Source organism: Sphingomonas spermidinifaciens, assembly GCF_002351485.1.
Lineage (GTDB): Bacteria > Pseudomonadota > Alphaproteobacteria > Sphingomonadales > Sphingomonadaceae > Sphingomonas > Sphingomonas spermidinifaciens.
This window is the reverse complement of sequence record NZ_NWMW01000002.1, coordinates 997,653-1,014,492: the sequence shown is the minus strand read 5'-3', so window position 1 is coordinate 1,014,492 and position 16,840 is coordinate 997,653. Positions and strand designations below refer to the sequence as shown.

The window sequence follows — 16,840 nt, the reverse complement described above, 5'->3', positions numbered from 1 at the left end:
GGAATTTTATGCCTGCCAAGACCGACCCGGCAAGCGAGTTTGCCGCACTCTGTGACAAACTAGCTCCCGCAGTCGACGCACGCGGAAGCGACCACCTCGCCAGTATGTTCAACGTAGAAGAGTGGTCGCTTGAGTTTTACCAGATACTGTTCTGCATCATCGAGCGAGCAAATCTCATCAAGCAATTGATGGAGACGATTCCCGAAGCGGCTCACATAGCTCCTGATGCTATCGCGCACATCGACGATCTGCTGCAAGGTTTTAAGCCGCTAGCCATGCAGAAGGTATGGGGCCACGTTGGAGCACAACACGTAAATGCGAAGAACATCCAGCCAATAAAAATCCTTTCAGCCTTTCTTCGAATGCACGTCTCCTATCCGGCTCTTTCTGATGCGGAGCGCGCTGACGTTATTGGCTTGGTAGACGAGTTGCTAACTTGGCTTGAAGATATACAAATTGCGGAGAATGACTTCATCCGCCAAGCGCTTATCGACGGACTGAGACAGTTCTCTTTCAGACTCGAGCGCGTGGAGTGGTTGGGATGGGGCTACACTGTTGCTTCTCTAAGAGACGTTATTGGGGCTTACCTCGCCCTAGAGCGCGGCTTGCCGAACGATGGCTCGGCCCCACAAGCTGACGCAATCGTGCGGAAGGTGGGCGCTGGCCTTAAAGGCATCTATGAGCGGGTCGGGTTCGCCAAGGACGCTGTCGAAAGGGCCGACTTCATCCTCAAGGCCTATGGCGCTGCATCGCTATATGTCCATTCGCATGGTGGTATTGCCGGCTTGCTAACTTTCGGCTGAGCATTGCTTGCGACCGTATTGCGGCACCCTATGCGTGAACGAACGTCCGGGACATCGATTCTGCGCTCAAAAGCGGGCAGGCCGCTTTCCTGCCCAAAGCGGACTCCGCCCGCTAAACCACCTTCACCGCCACCACCTCGATCGCGCCCTCGCGCCCCTGATAGTCCACCGCCTCGCCCGGTTCGGCGTCCATCATCGCCTGCGCGATCGGGGCGGTGAAGGGGATGGCGCCGTCGGTCACGTCGGCCTCGTCGCTGCCGACCAGCGTCACCGTGCGCGTCTGGCCGCCCAGCCGGTACGTGACGCGCGTGCCGAACGCCACGGCATCGCCCGCGGGTACCGGCTGCACCTCGGCCGTGCTCGCGCGTGCCAGCCAGTAGCGCAGGTCGCGGCGGAGCGCTTTCTCCTCGTCGCCCGACGCCGCCTCGACGGCCGCTTCTAGCTCGGCCACCCGCGCCTCGATCAGCTTCAGCCCGCGCGAGGTGACAAGGTTGGGGCCCGGCGGCAGCGGTAGTTCGAAGGTCGGCTCGCGATGCGCATCGTCGTCCTCGCGGCGAAAAGCGACGCTCATATCGGCTGGTTGAAGGTATCGCAGGCGGCGGGATTGCCGGTCTGGAGCCCCACGCGCAGCCACTTCACCCGCTGCGCCGACGACCCATGGGTGAAGCTGTCGGGTACCACCGTCCCGCCCGACTGGCGTTGCAGCGTGTCGTCGCCGATCGCGTTGGCGGCGCGCAGCCCCTCCTCGATGTCGCCGGGCTCGAGCCGGTTGCGGTTCTGCGCCGCCCAGACGCCGGCATAGCAATCGGCCTGCAGCTCAAGCCGAACCGACAGCGCATTGCCCTGCGCCTCGGGCAGCGTGCGCTGCGCCTGGGTCACGCGCTGCGCCTCGCCGGTCAGGTTCTGAATATGGTGGCCGACCTCATGCGCGATGACATAGGCCTGGGCGAAGTCGCCCGCCGCGCCGAAGCGGTTCTGGAGCTCATCGAAGAAGCTCGTGTCGAGATAGATGCCCTGATCGGGCGGGCAGTAGAACGGCCCCGCCGCCGACGTCGCCGACCCGCAACCCGACGACACCCCGCGCTGATAGAAGTTGAGCGTCGGCTCGCGATAGGTCTGTCCCTGCTGGCGGAACAGCGCGCCCCAGGTTTGCTCGGTCGAGGCGAGCACCTGACAGGTGAAGCGCCGCTCGGCGGTGTTGCAGACGCCGGCGCCGCTGGTCGGCGCGCCCTCTCGCGTCGTCGGCGCCTGCCCGCCGCCGGTCAGGCCGCCGAGGCCACCCATCGACAGGAAGATGAACCCGACGACCAGCAGCAACCCGATGCCGCCGCAGCCCATACCGCGCCCGAGGAACAGCGGCAGCAGCCCGAGCAGCGGAAACCCGCCGCCCCCGCCGCCGCCGGAGCCCAGGTCACGGACATTGTCGCTGGGATCAAAATCGTCGAGGCGCATCGGCCCGCCCTTTGCTGCTTGGATCGTTACGCTCACAAATGCTCGAGCGCCCCCCGCCGTTGCAAGCCGAATGACCGATATTTGATCTGCCGCCCCCATTGCCGCGACGCAGCATCGAACCCATAACCTCGATCATGGCCGACTCCGAAGCGCCCCCGCCCGCAAAGTCCCGCCGTAATCGCTGTGCGGCGATGCCGCTGCCCGATTGCGTGGCGCTGGTGCTCCAGGGCGGCGGTGCACTGGGCAGCTTCCAGGCCGGGGTGATCGAGGCTTTGGCCGCAAGCGAGGTCGAGATCGACTGGGTCGCGGGCATCTCGATCGGCGCGATCAACGCCGCGATCGTCGCGGGCAACCCGCCGGAGCGGCGCGTCGAGCGGCTGCGCACCTTCTGGGACACGGTCACGGGCGCATTGCCGAGCTTTCCCATCTATGAGGACGAGCGCATCCGTGAGGCCGTGCACGAATGGTCGGCGCTGGCGGTGGCGAGCTTCGGCGTCCCCGGTTTCTTCCGCCCGCGCGCCTGGCCACCGGCGCTGGCAGTGCCTGGCAGTTGCGGGGCGCTAAGCTTCTACGACACCGAACCACTGCGCGCGACGCTCGACGCGCTGGTCGACTGGAATCTCTTGAACGACGGGCCGGTGCGCGTGTCGGTCGGCGCGGTCGAGATCAAGTCGGGCAACTTCCATTATTTCGACAACCGCCTCGGCTGCCGGATCGACGCGCGGCACATCATGGCCTCGGGCGCACTGCCGCCAGGGTTCGCGCCGGTCGAAATCGACGGCTATCTCTACTGGGACGGCGGCCTCGTCTCGAATACGCCGCTCACGCACGTGCTCGATCATCAGGAAGAGGCGATGCTGGTGTTCCAGTGCGACCTCTTCTCCTCGACCGCCGACGCGCCGCGCACGCTGATGGACGTGATGGCGCGCGAGAAGGAGATCCGCTACTCGAGCCGCACGCGCTGGGTGTCCGCTGAAGCCGTCCGTCGCCGCAGCGTCCGCGACGCGATTCGCCGCGTTCTGGGCAAGCTGCCCGACGAGATGGCCGACGATCCGGATGTCGAGGCACTGGCGGCGCTCGCCACCGAGCATCCGCTCTCGCTCGTCCAGCTGATCCACCGCGCCAACGCGTGGGAGGGCGGCAGCCGCGACTACGAGTTCTCGCAGCGGACGATGCGCGAGCATTGGCAGGCGGGCCGCGATGCCGTCGCCGACACGATGGCGCAGAGCCGCGTCCTCGCCCAGAACATCGTCGATGGCCGCACCGCGGCCTTCGACCTCACGCCCCGCCATCCCCATGCATAAGGAAGCGCCGCCATGTTCCTGAAGGGCAAGACCGCCATCGTCACCGGCTCGACCTCGGGCATCGGCCTTGCCTATGCCAAGGCGCTGGCGGCCGAAGGGGCGAGCGTCGTCATCAGTGGCTTCGGCGAGGCCGACGCGATCGAGAAGGAGCGCGCCGCGCTCGAGGCCGCGAGCGGGGCCAAGGCGCTCTACGACGCCGCCGACATGACAAAGCCGGACGCGATTGCCGCGATGGTCCAGCGTGCGCATGATGAGCTCGGCGGGCCCGACATCGTCATCAACAATGCCGGCATTCAGCATGTCTCCAAGATCGAGGATTTCCCGATCGACAAGTGGGACGCGATCATCGCGATCAATCTGACCTCCGCCTTCCACATCATTCGCGCCGCAGTGCCGTTCATGAAGGAGCGGAAGTGGGGCCGGATCATCTCGACCGCCTCGGCCCATTCCAAGGTCGCGAGCCCTGGCAAGGCGGCATATGTCGCCGCCAAGCACGGGATAGTGGGCCTCACCAAGACCGCGGCGCTCGAAACCGCGACCTTCGGCATCACCGTCAACGCGATCTCGCCCGGCTATGTCTGGACGCCGCTCGTCGAAAAGCAGATCCCCGATACGATGGCGACGCGCGGCCTGACCCGCGAACAGGTCATCAATGACGTGCTCCTGGAAGCCCAGCCGACCAAGGAGTTTGTCACCGCCGAACAGGTCGCCGCCCTCGCGCTCTTCCTATGCCGCGACGAAGCGGCGCAGATCACTGGCGCGAACCTGTCGATCGACGGCGGCTGGACGGCGTAGAGCCACTCCTTCGCATCCCGGTGAAGCCCGGGGCCCGGTAGCGGACCGGCTGCTAGCGATCGAAGCTTCTCGCCGCTATGCCTGCCCACCCAGGAAGTGCAAAGGCGCGGGAAAGCCTCTCCAAAGGCCAATCGCGACCTCGGTCTAGGTGCACCCCGACCGCTCATCCGAAATGCGCGATTGACGGGCGAGCAGCGGGCGTCATGATGGCGACCGTGCGTACCAGCTTTTCGAAGTTCGCGGCCCTGTGCGGCTTCCCTCTCCTGATCGCCGGGTGCGGCGGAGGCGGCGAGCGGACCGAGGTTCGCAGCAATGCCGCCCGCCCCGCGCCCGCCGCAACCGACTGGCGCACCGTTGCCACCGACACCGACCGCGACCGCATCCGCCGCTGGCGCGATGCGTGGATGGCGGCGCTTCCCGCCGCTCGCCGCGCTAACGCGGCCGGGGTGGCGGCACAGGGGCCGCTGTTCGACCCCGACCGCGCACTTGCCGATCCCGCGCCGCCGCCCGGCCGCTATCGCTGTCGCGTGTTCAAGCTGGGCGCGGCGGGGGCGGGGGGCCTCGCCTATGTCGCCTATCCGAATTTCGACTGCCGCGTCGGCGACGAAGGTGATCTCAAGAGCCTCTTCAAGGAGACCGGGTCGCAACGACCCGTCGGACTCCTCTTCCCCGACACGCCGACCCGGCAGGTCTTTCTCGGCACGCTCGTGCTCGGCGACGAGAGCCGCGCGCTCGATTATGGTCAGGACGCCGACCGGGACATGGCCGGCGTGATCGAGCGCGTGGGCGAGCGGCGCTGGCGCCTCACCCTTCCCTGGCCGCGCTTCGAATCGCAGCTCGACGTGGTGGAGCTGGTGCCGGCCGGCTGATCGCGCCCTACGCCCGCGCAGGCGGGGTCCAGCGATCACGCGTCCAGTCGGCGGTTGGCGCCCGGCACTGAGTCTCCGCCGGCGCGGGAACATGGCGTGCCGACGGCTTATCGCCCGACCCAAGCTTCGATAGCGTCCCCCTTCCCCCTGCCCCTCCCCCTTGCTAAGGCCCCGCTCGAATCTTCGCATTCGCAACATCGCCGGTTGCGCCCGCGCGGTCCCCTGGCCGCCTCCCCGCCGCGACCGGACACGACCGGGAAGGCATTGAATGACCGCCATCGGCAACGACACGCTCGGCACCCGCGACACGCTCACCGTCGGCGGCAAGACCTATCAGTACTACAGCCTCGAAAAGGCCGCGGCCAAGCTCGGTGACGTGAGCCGCCTGCCCTTCTCGATGAAGGTGCTGCTCGAGAACATGCTTCGCTTCGACGACGGCGTCACCGTTACGCCCGACGATGCGCAGGCGATCGTCGATTGGCAGCAGGAGCGCCGCTCGACCCGCGAGATCCAGTACCGCCCCGCGCGCGTGCTGATGCAGGATTTCACCGGCGTCCCTTGCGTCGTCGACCTTGCCGCGATGCGCGACGCGATCACCAGTCTCGGCGGCGATGCCGCCAAGATCAATCCGCAGGTGCCCGTCCACCTCGTCATCGACCATTCGGTGATGGTCGACGAGTTCGGCACGCCCAAGGCATTCGAGCAGAATGTCGAGATCGAATATCAGCGCAACGGCGAGCGGTACGAGTTCCTGAAGTGGGGCTCGAAGGCGCTCGACAATTTCAAGGTGGTGCCGCCGGGCACCGGCATCTGCCACCAGGTCAACCTTGAATATGTCAGCCAGGCGATCTGGTCGTCGACCGCGCCCGACGGCTCGACCATCGCCTATCCCGACACGCTGGTCGGCACCGACAGCCACACCACGATGGTCAACGGCCTTGGCGTGCTCGGCTGGGGCGTCGGCGGGATCGAGGCGGAGGCGGCGATGCTCGGCCAGCCCGTGTCGATGCTGATTCCCGAGGTCGTCGGCTTCAAACTGACCGGCAAGCTGGCCGAGGGCATCACCGCCACCGATCTCGTCCTCACCGTCACGCAGATGCTGCGCGCGAAGGGCGTGGTCGGCCGCTTCGTCGAGTTCTACGGCCCCGGCCTTGCCTCGATGAGCCTCGCCGATCGCGCGACGATCGCCAACATGGCGCCCGAGTACGGCGCGACGTGTGGCTTCTTCCCCATCGACGAGCGCACGCTCGACTATATGCGCCTCACCGCCCGCTCGGAGGAGAATGTCGTCCTGGTCGAGGCCTATGCCAAGGCCAACGGCTTCTGGCGGCACGACGACGCCGAGGATCCTGTCTTCACCGACACGCTCGAGCTCGACATGGGCACTGTCGTCCCCAGCCTTGCCGGGCCGAAGCGGCCGCAGGACCGCGTGCCGCTGACCGACGTGGACGACGTGTTCAACGGCGACCTCGCCAAGGTCTACAAGAAGGACGCCCCCGCCCGCGTCGCGGTGGAGGGCGAGAGCCACGACATCGGCGACGGTGACGTGGTGATCGCCGCGATCACCAGCTGCACCAACACCTCGAACCCCTCGGTCCTCGTCGCCGCGGGCCTCGTCGCGCGCAAGGCGCGGGCGCTGGGCATCAAGCCCAAGCCGTGGGTCAAGACGTCGCTCGCGCCGGGCAGCCAGGTGGTCACCGACTATCTGGACAAGGCAGGGCTGAGCCAGGACCTCGACGCGGTCGGCTTCAACCTCGTCGGCTATGGCTGCACCACCTGCATCGGCAATTCGGGGCCGCTGGCCGAGCCCATTTCGGCGGCGATCAACGGAAACGACATCGTCGCCGCGTCGGTCCTGTCGGGCAACCGCAACTTCGAGGGGCGAGTGTCGCCCGACGTGCGCGCCAATTTCCTCGCCAGCCCCCCGCTCGTCGTCGCCTATGCCCTGAAGGGCACCGTGACCGAGGACATCTATTCGACCCCGCTGGGCGAGGGCACGGACGGCCCGGTCTTCCTCAAGGACGTCTGGCCTTCGAACGAAGAGGTTCGCGAGGTGATCGAGGCGAACATCGACGACGAGATGTTCCGCTCGCGCTACTCCAACGTCTATGCGGGCGACCGGCACTGGGCGGGGATCACCGTCGAGGGATCGGACACCTACGCTTGGCCGCCCGCCTCGACCTACATCGCCAACCCGCCCTATTTCGAGGGCATGGAGATGACGCCCGCGCCGGTCGGCGACATCGTCGAGGCAAAGCCGCTGGCGATCCTGGGCGACTCGATCACCACCGACCACATCAGCCCGGCAGGCTCGATCAAGGCCGACAGCCCGGCGGGCAAGTGGCTGATGGAGCATCAGGTCTCGAAGGGTGACTTCAACAGCTACGGCGCACGCCGTGGCCACCACGAAGTCATGATGCGCGGCACCTTCGCCAACATCCGTATCAAGAACGAGATGGTCCCCGGCATCGAGGGCGGCATGACCCGCTATGGCCAGGAGGTCATGCCGATCTACGACGCGGCGCAGCGGCACAAGGCCGACGGCACCCCGCTCGTTGTCATCGGCGGCAAGGAATACGGCACTGGCTCGTCGCGCGACTGGGCGGCGAAGGGCACCAACCTGCTCGGCGTCCGCGCGGTCATCACCGAAAGCTTCGAGCGCATCCACCGCTCGAACCTCGTCGGCATGGGCGTGCTGCCGCTGGTCTTCGCCGAGGGCGTGACGCGCCAGACGCTCGGCCTCACCGGCGACGAGACCTTCACGATCCGCGGCGTCGCCGGGCTCAAGCCGCGTCAGGACGTCGAGGTCGAACTGACCCGCGCCGATGGCTCGAAGGAAACCTTCCTGACCAAGTGCCGCATCGATACCGCCAACGAGCTGGAATATTTCCTGAGCGGCGGCATCCTCCAATACGTGCTGCGCAAGCTCGCCGCCTGAGGGGTGCTGATGTAGAGAAGGGGCGGTCCGGTGAGAGCCGGGCCGCTTTTTTTATGGTTGTATCCGGTTTTTCGTGATCGTTATGCTATGAATAACACCCATCTACGCGATCGGGGAATCGCATGGCTTCGCTTCCTTACGTTACTTCACCGGGTAACACCGACCGACCGCTTACTGGAATTAAGCAAGCGCCTGTTCCTGAGAGGGTTAGTCAAGATTTCGTCAAAAAATATTGAAAGTACCTGGCGGCTCCGAGGATCAAATGACTTCGTTCTTGAAAAAGATCGGGTTTACAAATCTGGATGGTACGCCAAGCGATATCTACAAACAATTTCGAAACCCGGCAAAGTCTGGGAAAGCTGTGGCTTCAGCCATATGAAACGCATACCACGCCTTGTATCGTCATAACGAATTTATGCACGAGCTTCCAGAAGAAGCACTCTTGGGCCTTGTCGTTCAGGAAACTGGGCAGGCTCAGGATTCGAACCCGGTCAAATTGATATGTGCTTGTATTAAAGCACTTAAAGGCTTTTGCTGATTTTACGACGAAGATCGACCCATCTGCCGAGGAGGTATTGCCCCCGCTCGGACAGAGTCTTCCCGCACACCAGCAACCGGAGCCGACACCTCAAGCTAATCATTTTGGCCTTAATTTGGGCTATACTATTAATTTAAACTTACCAGCCACGTCGGATCCAGAGGTTTTCAACGCCATATTTAAAAGCTTGAAGGAACACTTACTGAGCGCTGCTGATGCCTAGTCGTCCAGACGGACTGATCCATGCTTTCGGAATGAGCGGGCTGCAAATAGCCTCCGAGATGAGTCGTATTGAAAATGCCTGCGGCATAGATTTGGGGTGGGCACCAAAGCGCGTGAAGGGACGAAAAGCAGCTGAATACGAACAATTTGAATCTCAGCTTCGCCTTGAGGCGTCAAGAATGACCGAGTTTTACGAATTTTTTTATTGCCTTGAAAACTCGATTCGAGGTCTCGTATCCGGAATTCTTTTTGAAGCCGAAGGCTCAGATTGGTGGAATAGCGCCCGAGTCGACGATAAGCGGATAAGAGAGCAGGTTGCACCAAGGCGAAAAAAAGAGGTAGATAGCGGCATTACACCTCGATCCGACCAACTGATTGATTACACCACCTTCGGAGAACTGTCTCAGATTATAACCGATAACTGGGAGCTGTTTGAACCAGTTTTTAACTCGAAGTCAGCAGTAAGCAACGTGTCTAATCAATTGAACCTATTGCGTGGTCCAATAGCCCATTGCAATCCAACGGACGAGCTTGAACAGGATCGGTTAAATCTCGCGGTTCGTTCTTGGTTTCGGTTAATGTCTTAAATCTCACCTAGAAAGCATAAACCAACGACGCCCGGCTCGTCGTATCCGTGCTCACCCGGCCCACCGGCGGCTGCGATTCGTATTGCACCACGTAGGACAGCTGCATCTGCAGCGGCCCCAGCACGCGGGCGCTGAGCGCGCTCACGCTCGACACCGTGCTGTTCGCCGACTGGAGATAGGCCGACGCGTCCTGGCGGAACGACAGGCTGGGCGAAAGCTGCCAGTCGAAGTCGATCGAGCCGCGCGCGGCGATGTTGTTCTCGAGCGTCTGGTCGATGAAGTCGGTGCGCCGGAATGCCGGGCCGAGTTCGACCTCGAGCGACATGCCCGTGCGCTTGATCGGCGTGTAACCCGCCCCGACCGAGGCCGAATAGCGGCTGGTATAGCCGAGGAAGCGGTCGCTCTCGAACTGCGCGGCGCCGTAGAAATAGAGGCGGTCGTCGACCTTGTAGTTGGGCTCGTAGCCGACGACGTAGCGCTCGCGCGTGACGACGTTGAAGCTTTCCTGATAGTCGGCCTGCGCCATCCAACGATGCCGCCAGCGAAGCCCCTCGCGCGTGACCTCGAGCTTGCCCGACACGCCGATATTGTTCGAATTGCCGCCCTGCTGGAACGCCGCGACCTCGGCCCTGCCCTTGATCAGCGACAGGAAATCGGCCTCGCGGAGACGCTGCTGGGCGCTCGCATAGCGGTCGTTCTTCCACGCCTGCGCGATGCGCGCCATCGCGGGGGCGGCGGGGATCTTCACCGCGGTGGCGTATTTGACGAGCGTGTCGACCTCGCCCTCGTTCCCGCTGGCGATCGCGGCGTCGAGCATTGCCTTGAGCTCAACCGGGATCGTCACCGGCTGCGCCTGCTGGATCGGGTCGTCGCTCGAGACGATCGCGACCGCGACGAGGGGGAAGGACTGGAGCAGCGGCATCGTCGTCAATTATCCGACAAAAAGCGGCGACAGGATGACGCTAGGGCAAGCTGACCCGATCAGCGAACCGGTCCACCGTGAGCGCGGAGCGGTTCGCCGAAGATGTCGAGCAATTGACGATAAAGGTCCCGCTTGAAGGGTACGATCAGCTCGGGAAGCTGCGACGGCTCCACCCAGCGCCAGGCGCGGAACTCGGGCTCCGCGGTGCGGATGTTCACGTCCTCGTCGGTGCCGAGGAAGCGGAACAGGAACCAGCGCTGCCGCTGCCCGCGCCACTTGCCCTTCCAGATCCTGCCGATCAGGTCCTCGGGCAGGTCGTAATAGAGCTCGTCCGGCGCTTCGGCCACCAGTTGGACATGCTCTGGGGCGATCCCCGCCTCCTCGCCCAGTTCGCGGATCGCGGCTTCGAGCGGTGCCTCGCCGGGGTCGATCCCACCCTGCGGCATCTGCCAGGCTTCTACCACCGAATCGAGCCGCTGGCCGACGAATACCTCGCCCCTGGCGTTGAGCAGCATCACGCCCGCGCAGGGGCGATAGGGCAGGTCTGCATGCTCGGACATAGGGGCTCCGGGGATTGGCGCGGGGGGCAGCGGGTGCCTAACTAGGGATGCGTGATCCCGATTGTCCACCACCCCGATTATGTCGCCCCCGCGCCTGTGCGCAGCGGATATCAGTGGAACAAGAACGGCCTGGTCCGCGACCTGTTGGGTCAAAGCGGCACGGCGCTCGACTGGCATGTGCCCGAGCCGATGCCTCGCGGATGGATCGAGGCGGCGCACGACCCCGATTACGTCGACGAAGTGATCGCCGCGCGCGTGCCGGTGCTGAAAGAACGACGAATCGGCTTCCCCGTCACGCCCGCGGTCGCCCGCCGGTCCCAGGCGGTGCCGGGCGGCACGTACCTGGCTGCGCGGTTGGCGCTCGAGCGGGGCTATGCGGCGAACACCGCGGGCGGCAGCCATCATGCGCTTGCCGATACGGGTGCGGGCTATTGCGTGTTCAACGACCTCGCCATCGCGGCGATCCGGCTGGTCGAGGAGGGGACGGTCGGGCGCGTGCTGATCGTCGATTGCGACGTGCATCAGGGTGACGGGACGGCGGCCCTGACCGCTGGGCGGCCGGATATCGCCACCTATTCGATCCATGCCGAGAAGAACTTCCCTGCGCGCAAGGCGCGTTCGACACTTGATGTGCCGCTTGTCGACGGCGTCGAAGACGACGAATATCTCGCAACGCTGGAGGGGACGCTCGCGCCGATGATCGACGGTTTCGCGCCTGACCTGATCCTCTATCAAGCCGGGGTCGATCCGTTCGCGGGCGACCGGCTGGGGCGCTTGTCGCTGACGCTGGACGGCCTCGCGCGGCGCGAGCGGCTGATCGCCCGCCTCGCCCGCGCCCGCCGTCTGCCGGTCGCGAGTGCGCTCGGCGGCGGCTATGGCAGCGACGGGATGGAGGTGGCGGCACGCCACGTCGCGTCGATCCTCACCCTCGGCGCGGCGATGCTGGGCGATACCGTCCTTGGCCCAGATCGCGAGGCTTCGGGAACGGTTTAGGCGGCGGGGCGTCGCTGACCGAGGTTACGAAAGGCCCGCATGCCCGATCCCGTTATCCTCTGGTTCCGCCGCGACCTTCGCCTTGCTGACCAGCCCGCGCTTGCAGCGGCGTGTCAGGACGGGCCGGTCATCCCGGTCTATATCCTCGACGACGATGCGCCGAAGCACCACGCGATGGGCGGCGCCTCGCGCTGGTGGCTGCACCACAGCCTCGACAGCCTGGCGGCGGACCTCAAGGAAAACGGCTCGCGCCTGATCCTGCGCCGCGGCAAGTCGGCGGAGGTGCTGGCGAAGCTTGCCGAGGAAACCGGGGCCGCCCGCGTCCACTGCATCCGCCATTGGGAGCCGTGGTGGGGCAATGCCGAGCGGGCGGTGGCGAAAGAGCTCGAACTCTGCTGCCACGACGGCAATTACCTCGCCCGCCCCGGTTCGATCACGACGGGCAGCGGCAAGCCGTTCCGCATCTACACCCCCTTCTGGCGCGCGCTGAAGCAGCATATGCCGCCCGCCGATCCGCTGCCGCGCCCGCGGTCGATCCCGGCGCCGTCCAAATGGCCCGCCTCCGACAAGCTCGCCGACTGGTCGCTGCTGCCGACCAAGCCCGACTGGGCCACCGGTTTCGGCGAATGGCAGCCGGGCGAGGCGGGCGCGCACAAGCGGCTCGACGCCTTCGCCCGCCATGCTGCGCGCTATGACGAGGAGCGCAACTTCCCCTCGATCGAGGGCAGCTCGCGCCTTTCCCCACACCTTCATTTCGGCGAGCTGTCGGCGGCGCAGGCATGGCACAAGACGGCGGACGCCGGCGGGTCTGTGCAGACCTTCCTCTCCGAGCTCGGCTGGCGCGACTATGCGCAGAACGTCATCCTGCAATTCCCGGCTTATGCGACCGAGAATGCGCGGGAGAACTTCGACAGGCTGCCTTGGCGGACAGGCAAGGCAGCGAAGGCGGACCTCACCGCCTGGCAGCAGGGCCGCACCGGCTACCCGATCGTCGATGCCGGCATGCGCCAGCTCTGGACGACCGGCTGGATGCACAACCGCGTGCGGATGATCACGGCGAGCTTTCTCATCAAACATCTGCTGATCGACTGGCGCGAAGGGGAGCGGTGGTTCTGGGACTGCCTGGTCGATGCCGATTACGGGTCGAACGCCGTCAACTGGCAATGGACCGCCGGGTCGGGCGTCGATTCGAACATGTTCGTCCGAATCATGGCCCCCCTCACCCAGTCGGAGAAGTTCGATGCCGCCGGGTACATCCGCCGATGGGTGCCCGAGCTTGCCAAGCTGAACGACAAAGCAATCCACGACCCCGACGAGGCGGGCTGCCGGCCCGAAGACTATCCCCCCAAGATGATCGGCCATCGCGAGGCCCGCGAGCGCGCGCTGGAGGCGGCAAAGAAGACGAAGTGATTGCGTAAATCCGCTGGTCTGCCCAAGGGGCGGCGGATGAGCGGGATGCTTCGGAACAGAGGGCGCCGAACGGGCGAGGTCAAGCGGACGGCGCCGGCGGGGCTCGACCAGCTGTTCGTGCCGCTGCTCGACCGGATCGATCGCGGCCTTGCGACAGGTTCGCTCGACGTCACATTGCCGGGCGGCGGCTTTCGCCGGCTGGGCGGGCGTGCGCCCGGCGCGGCGGCGGTGGTCGATCTGCGCCACTGGCGCGCACTCTATCGGCTTGCGACCGGCGGCTCGTCGGGCTGGTACGAGGCTTGGGTCGCGGGCGAATGGGCGAGCCCCGATCCGACCGCGCTGTTCGAGCTGTTCGTCGCCAACCGCCAGGGTCTGGGCGACACCGCCCGCGCGAGGCCCTGGTCGCGGCTCCTGCGCCGCTTCGCGCATCTCGCGCGGCGCAACGACCGCAAGGGCGCGCGGGCGAACGTCGCCTATCACTACGACCTCGGCAACGACTTCTACGCCGCATGGCTCGACGAGACGCTGACCTATTCAAGCGCGATCTTCGACGATCCGTCCGAACCGCTCGAAGTCGCGCAGCGGCGCAAGCTGGCCGCGATCCTCGACCGCACCGCGACGGCACCCGGCGATCGTATCCTTGAAATCGGCTGCGGCTGGGGCTCGTTCGCGCGAGTGGCGAGCGAGGGCGGCCGCCGCGTCCACGCGCTTACCCTCTCGACCGAGCAGGCGGCGCATGTCCGCGCGCTCGACCTGCCCGGCGTCGAGGTGTCGCTGACCGACTATCGCGACGCGGTCGGCACCTATGATGCGATCGCCAGCATCGAAATGGTCGAGGCGGTGGGGACCCGCTACTGGCCCGACTATCTCGCGGCGATCGCGCGGCTTCTGAAACCGGGCGGGCGCGCGGCGATCCAGTATATCGCGATCGACGATTCGATCTTCGAGGCGTATGCGCGCAACGTCGATTTCATCCAGAGCTATGTGTTCCCCGGCGGCATGCTGATCTCCGAACGCCGCTTTCGCGCGATCGCCGAGCGGGCGGGCCTCGAGTGGCGCGACCGTCATGCCTTCGGTCTCGATTATGCCGAGACGCTGTATCGCTGGCGCGCGGCGTTCGACCGCGCCGATGCGGAGGGGCGCCTGCCCGCCGATCTCGACGCCGCGTTCCGCAACCTTTGGCGCTACTATCTGATGTACTGCGAAGGCGGCTTTCGCGGCGGCGGGATCACCGTGGCGCAGGTGACGCTGGTGAAGCCCCTCCCGTCGCCCCGGACTTGATCCATCCGGGGTGACAAGAAGATCAGCTAATATCGCCCCGCCTTTACCTGACGGCGAAAGCGATGGAGCAGCGGCTCGGTATAACCGTTGGGCTGCCGTTCCCCCTCGAACACCAGCGCGCGCGCGGCCTGAAAGGCAAGGCTCTCGTTCTCCCGCCCCGCCATCGGGCGATAGGCCGGATCGTCCGCATTTTGCGCATCGACCTTCGCCGCCATGCGCCGGAGCGCCGCCTCGACCTCATCGGCGCTCGTCACCCCGTGGCGTAGCCAGTTGGCGAGGATCTGCGACGAGATGCGCAGCGTCGCTCGGTCCTCCATCAGCCCCACGTCGTGGATGTCCGGCACCTTGGAACAGCCCACGCCCTGATCAACCCAGCGCACAACATAGCCGAGGATGCCTTGCGCATTGTTGTCGAGTTCGCGCGCCACTTCCTCGCGCGACCAGTTGCGCCCAGTCGCCAGCGGCACGTCGAGCAGCGCGTCCAGTCCCGGTATCCCTTCCCCGGCCCGCGCCGCCTGCCGGCCCGCCACATCGACCTCGTGATAATGCATTGCGTGCAGCGTCGCCGCGGTCGGGCTCGGCACCCAGGCGGTGGAGGCGCCGGCCATGGGATGCGCGACCTTCTCGCGCAGCATGTCCGCCATTCGATCGGGCGCCGCCCACATCCCCTTTCCGATCTGTGCCCGCCCGCCCAGGCCGTGGCGCAGGCCGATCAGGACGTTGCGATCCTCATAGGCGCGGATCCAGCCGCTCGCCTTCATCTCGCCCTTTGGGATGACCGCGCCGCCCGCCATCGCCGAGTGGATCTCGTCGCCGGTGCGGTCGAGGAAGCCGGTGTTGATGAAGACGATGCGGTCCTTCACCGCATGGATGCACGCGGCGAGATTGGCCGATGTCCGCCGCTCCTCGTCCATCACCCCCACCTTGATCGTGTGGCGGGCAAGGCCGAGCAGATCCTCGACCGCATCGAACAGCCGGTTGGTGAAGGCGGCTTCGTCCGGCCCATGCATCTTCGGCTTGACGATGTAGATCGAGCCCGCGCGGCTGTTTCGATAACGGCCGAGGCCCTTCAGGTCGTAGAGGCCGATCAGGCTGGTGACGATCGCGTCGAGGATACCTTCCGGCGCCTCGGTGCCGTCGGCGAGATGGACGGCGGGCGTCGTCATCAGATGGCCGACATTGCGCACGAACAAGAGGCTGCGCCCCGGCAGCGTGAGCGGCTGGTCGCCGACGACCACCTCGCGGTCCGGGTTCAGCGTCCGCGTGACCGTCCGCCCGCCCTTGTCGAACGTCTCCTCAAGGTCGCCCTGCATCAGCCCCAGCCAATTGGCATAGGCCGCCACCTTGTCCTCGGCATCGACCGCCGCGACCGAGTCCTCGAGGTCGACGATCGTTGTCAGCGCCGATTCGAGGATCACATCGGCGATTCCCGCCGGATCGTCGCGCCCGACCGGATGCCTACGATCGATCACCACCTCGATATGCAGACCGTGATGGGAGAAGACGAGGTTGTCGCCCCGCGCGCCGACGAACTGTGCCGGGTCGGCGAGCGGCAGCACGCCGTCCCTGTGCTCGGCCCAGCGCTTGCCGGCGAGCGGCACTGCCTGGTCGAGAAACGCCTTCGCCGCCGCGACGACCCCGGCACCCCGCGCCGGATCATAGCCGCCGGTCGGGATCGGCCCCGGCAGCGCATCGGTGCCGTAGAGTGCGTCATAGAGGCTGCCCCAGCGCGCATTGGCGGCGTTGAGGAGGAAACGCGCATTGAGCACCGGCACGACGAGCTGCGGCCCGGCGAGCACCGCCACCTCGGCATCGACATTCGCCGTCCCGATCGTGAAGTCGCCGGGCTCAGGCACCAGATAGCCGATCCCGCGCAGGAACGCCTGATATGCGGCGGGGTCGATCGGCTGGCCGGCATGGTCGGCGTGCCAGGCGTCGAGCCGGTCCTGAAGCGCGTCGCGCGTGTCGAGCAGCGCGCGGTTCTCGGGCACGAACCGTTCGAAGATCGCCGCCGCGCCGGTCCAGAACGCCGACGGGTCGATGCCCAAGCCGGGCAACACCTTGTCCTCGATGAAGCGGGCGAGCGGATCGGCCACGGAAAGGGTGGCGCGCGAAGTCATCAGGGTCACGAAGGGCGGCTCCTCGGCTGTCAAACATCAACGCCTG

At 65.8% G+C, this 16,840-nt stretch carries 14 protein-coding genes and 1 pseudogene; 10 read left to right on the top strand and 5 right to left on the bottom strand.

Annotated elements, in window-relative coordinates; genetic code table 11:
- The first annotated feature begins 8 nt into the window (after nt 1–8).
- Nucleotides 9–803, top strand: coding sequence for a hypothetical protein (locus COC42_RS14835; RefSeq protein ID WP_096344039.1), 795 nt, complete (start codon nt 9–11; stop codon nt 801–803).
- A 112-nt stretch (nt 804–915) separates the two neighbouring features.
- Here the strand turns inward: COC42_RS14835 and COC42_RS14830 are convergent, their stop codons facing one another.
- Nucleotides 916–1,374, bottom strand: coding sequence for a GreA/GreB family elongation factor (locus COC42_RS14830; RefSeq protein ID WP_096344038.1), 459 nt, complete (start codon nt 1,372–1,374; stop codon nt 916–918).
- The gene (gene ypfJ, locus COC42_RS14825) at nt 1,371–2,255 is read right to left on the bottom strand and encodes a KPN_02809 family neutral zinc metallopeptidase (RefSeq protein WP_096344037.1); all 885 of its coding nucleotides are present in this window, start codon (nt 2,253–2,255) and stop codon (nt 1,371–1,373) included. Before ypfJ ends, COC42_RS14830 begins: the two co-directional genes overlap by 4 nt.
- Nucleotides 2,256–2,389: 134 nt before the next feature.
- Between ypfJ and COC42_RS14820 the strand changes: the two genes are divergently transcribed.
- The 6 genes and pseudogenes from COC42_RS14820 to COC42_RS14800 all read left to right on the top strand — a co-directional run bounded on the left by COC42_RS14820 (nt 2,390) and on the right by COC42_RS14800 (nt 9,508).
- Entirely contained in the window at nt 2,390–3,559 is a 1,170-nt protein-coding gene (locus tag COC42_RS14820; RefSeq protein ID WP_096344036.1) for a patatin-like phospholipase family protein, read from the top strand.
- A gap of 12 nt (nt 3,560–3,571) precedes the next feature.
- Nucleotides 3,572–4,354: a 3-hydroxybutyrate dehydrogenase gene (locus tag COC42_RS14815; protein WP_096344035.1), complete on the top strand. Its 783-nt coding sequence runs from the start codon at nt 3,572–3,574 to the stop codon at nt 4,352–4,354.
- Between the two features lie 206 nt (nt 4,355–4,560).
- Nucleotides 4,561–5,223 (top strand): DUF4893 domain-containing protein, encoded by a 663-nt coding sequence (locus tag COC42_RS14810; RefSeq protein WP_176484702.1) that lies wholly within the window; start codon nt 4,561–4,563, stop codon nt 5,221–5,223.
- A gap of 268 nt (nt 5,224–5,491) precedes the next feature.
- Nucleotides 5,492–8,161 (top strand): aconitate hydratase AcnA, encoded by a 2,670-nt coding sequence (gene acnA, locus COC42_RS14805; protein ID WP_096344033.1) that lies wholly within the window; start codon nt 5,492–5,494, stop codon nt 8,159–8,161.
- 226 nt (nt 8,162–8,387) lie between these two features.
- A pseudogene (locus COC42_RS18240) lies at nt 8,388–8,540 on the top strand (DUF5343 domain-containing protein); the annotation flags it as partial.
- Nucleotides 8,541–8,980: 440 nt separating this feature from the next.
- Nucleotides 8,981–9,508 carry a Swt1 family HEPN domain-containing protein gene (locus tag COC42_RS14800; protein WP_217991296.1) on the top strand — a complete coding sequence of 176 codons (528 nt, stop codon included), beginning with the start codon at nt 8,981–8,983 and terminating at the stop codon, nt 9,506–9,508.
- A gap of 7 nt (nt 9,509–9,515) precedes the next feature.
- Here the strand turns inward: COC42_RS14800 and COC42_RS14795 are convergent, their stop codons facing one another.
- Together COC42_RS14795 and COC42_RS14790 are read right to left on the bottom strand one after the other, a co-directional pair.
- Entirely contained in the window at nt 9,516–10,430 is a 915-nt protein-coding gene (locus COC42_RS14795) for a DUF481 domain-containing protein (RefSeq protein WP_096344031.1), read from the bottom strand.
- A gap of 59 nt (nt 10,431–10,489) precedes the next feature.
- Nucleotides 10,490–10,990, bottom strand: a complete 501-nt coding sequence (locus COC42_RS14790) for an RNA pyrophosphohydrolase (protein ID WP_096344030.1) — start codon at nt 10,988–10,990, stop codon at nt 10,490–10,492.
- A gap of 51 nt (nt 10,991–11,041) precedes the next feature.
- Between COC42_RS14790 and COC42_RS14785 the strand changes: the two genes are divergently transcribed.
- From COC42_RS14785 to COC42_RS14775, 3 genes are read left to right on the top strand one after another with little or no spacing between them, the layout of a single operon-like run.
- The gene (locus COC42_RS14785; RefSeq protein ID WP_096344029.1) at nt 11,042–11,983 is read left to right on the top strand and encodes a histone deacetylase family protein; all 942 of its coding nucleotides are present in this window, start codon (nt 11,042–11,044) and stop codon (nt 11,981–11,983) included.
- A gap of 39 nt (nt 11,984–12,022) precedes the next feature.
- Nucleotides 12,023–13,393, top strand: a complete 1,371-nt coding sequence (locus COC42_RS14780) for a cryptochrome/photolyase family protein (protein WP_096344028.1) — start codon at nt 12,023–12,025, stop codon at nt 13,391–13,393.
- Between the two features lie 36 nt (nt 13,394–13,429).
- On the top strand, nt 13,430–14,674 hold the full coding sequence (locus tag COC42_RS14775) for an SAM-dependent methyltransferase (RefSeq protein ID WP_096344027.1): 1,245 nt from the start codon (nt 13,430–13,432) through the stop codon (nt 14,672–14,674).
- A 26-nt stretch (nt 14,675–14,700) separates the two neighbouring features.
- Here the strand turns inward: COC42_RS14775 and COC42_RS14770 are convergent, their stop codons facing one another.
- Nucleotides 14,701–16,794, bottom strand: a complete 2,094-nt coding sequence (locus COC42_RS14770) for a malate synthase G (RefSeq protein WP_096344026.1) — start codon at nt 16,792–16,794, stop codon at nt 14,701–14,703.
- Nucleotides 16,795–16,840 lie beyond the last annotated feature (46 nt).

Excerpts from the sequence above, each read along its gene's own strand:
- COC42_RS14835 (WP_096344039.1), top strand. The coding sequence starts at position 9 with ATGCCTGCCAAGACCGACCCGGCAAGCGAGTTTGCCGCACTCTGTGAC.
- COC42_RS14830 (WP_096344038.1), bottom strand. The coding sequence starts at position 1,374 with ATGAGCGTCGCTTTTCGCCGCGAGGACGACGATGCGCATCGCGAGCCG.
- ypfJ (WP_096344037.1), bottom strand. The coding sequence starts at position 2,255 with ATGCGCCTCGACGATTTTGATCCCAGCGACAATGTCCGTGACCTGGGC.
- COC42_RS14820 (WP_096344036.1), top strand. The coding sequence starts at position 2,390 with ATGGCCGACTCCGAAGCGCCCCCGCCCGCAAAGTCCCGCCGTAATCGC.
- COC42_RS14815 (WP_096344035.1), top strand. The coding sequence starts at position 3,572 with ATGTTCCTGAAGGGCAAGACCGCCATCGTCACCGGCTCGACCTCGGGC.
- COC42_RS14810 (WP_176484702.1), top strand. The coding sequence starts at position 4,561 with ATGGCGACCGTGCGTACCAGCTTTTCGAAGTTCGCGGCCCTGTGCGGC.
- acnA (WP_096344033.1), top strand. The coding sequence starts at position 5,492 with ATGACCGCCATCGGCAACGACACGCTCGGCACCCGCGACACGCTCACC.
- COC42_RS14800 (WP_217991296.1), top strand. The coding sequence starts at position 8,981 with ATGAGTCGTATTGAAAATGCCTGCGGCATAGATTTGGGGTGGGCACCA.
- COC42_RS14795 (WP_096344031.1), bottom strand. The coding sequence starts at position 10,430 with ATGCCGCTGCTCCAGTCCTTCCCCCTCGTCGCGGTCGCGATCGTCTCG.
- COC42_RS14790 (WP_096344030.1), bottom strand. The coding sequence starts at position 10,990 with ATGTCCGAGCATGCAGACCTGCCCTATCGCCCCTGCGCGGGCGTGATG.
- COC42_RS14780 (WP_096344028.1), top strand. The coding sequence starts at position 12,023 with ATGCCCGATCCCGTTATCCTCTGGTTCCGCCGCGACCTTCGCCTTGCT.
- COC42_RS14775 (WP_096344027.1), top strand. The coding sequence starts at position 13,430 with ATGAGCGGGATGCTTCGGAACAGAGGGCGCCGAACGGGCGAGGTCAAG.
- COC42_RS14770 (WP_096344026.1), bottom strand. The coding sequence starts at position 16,794 with ATGACTTCGCGCGCCACCCTTTCCGTGGCCGATCCGCTCGCCCGCTTC.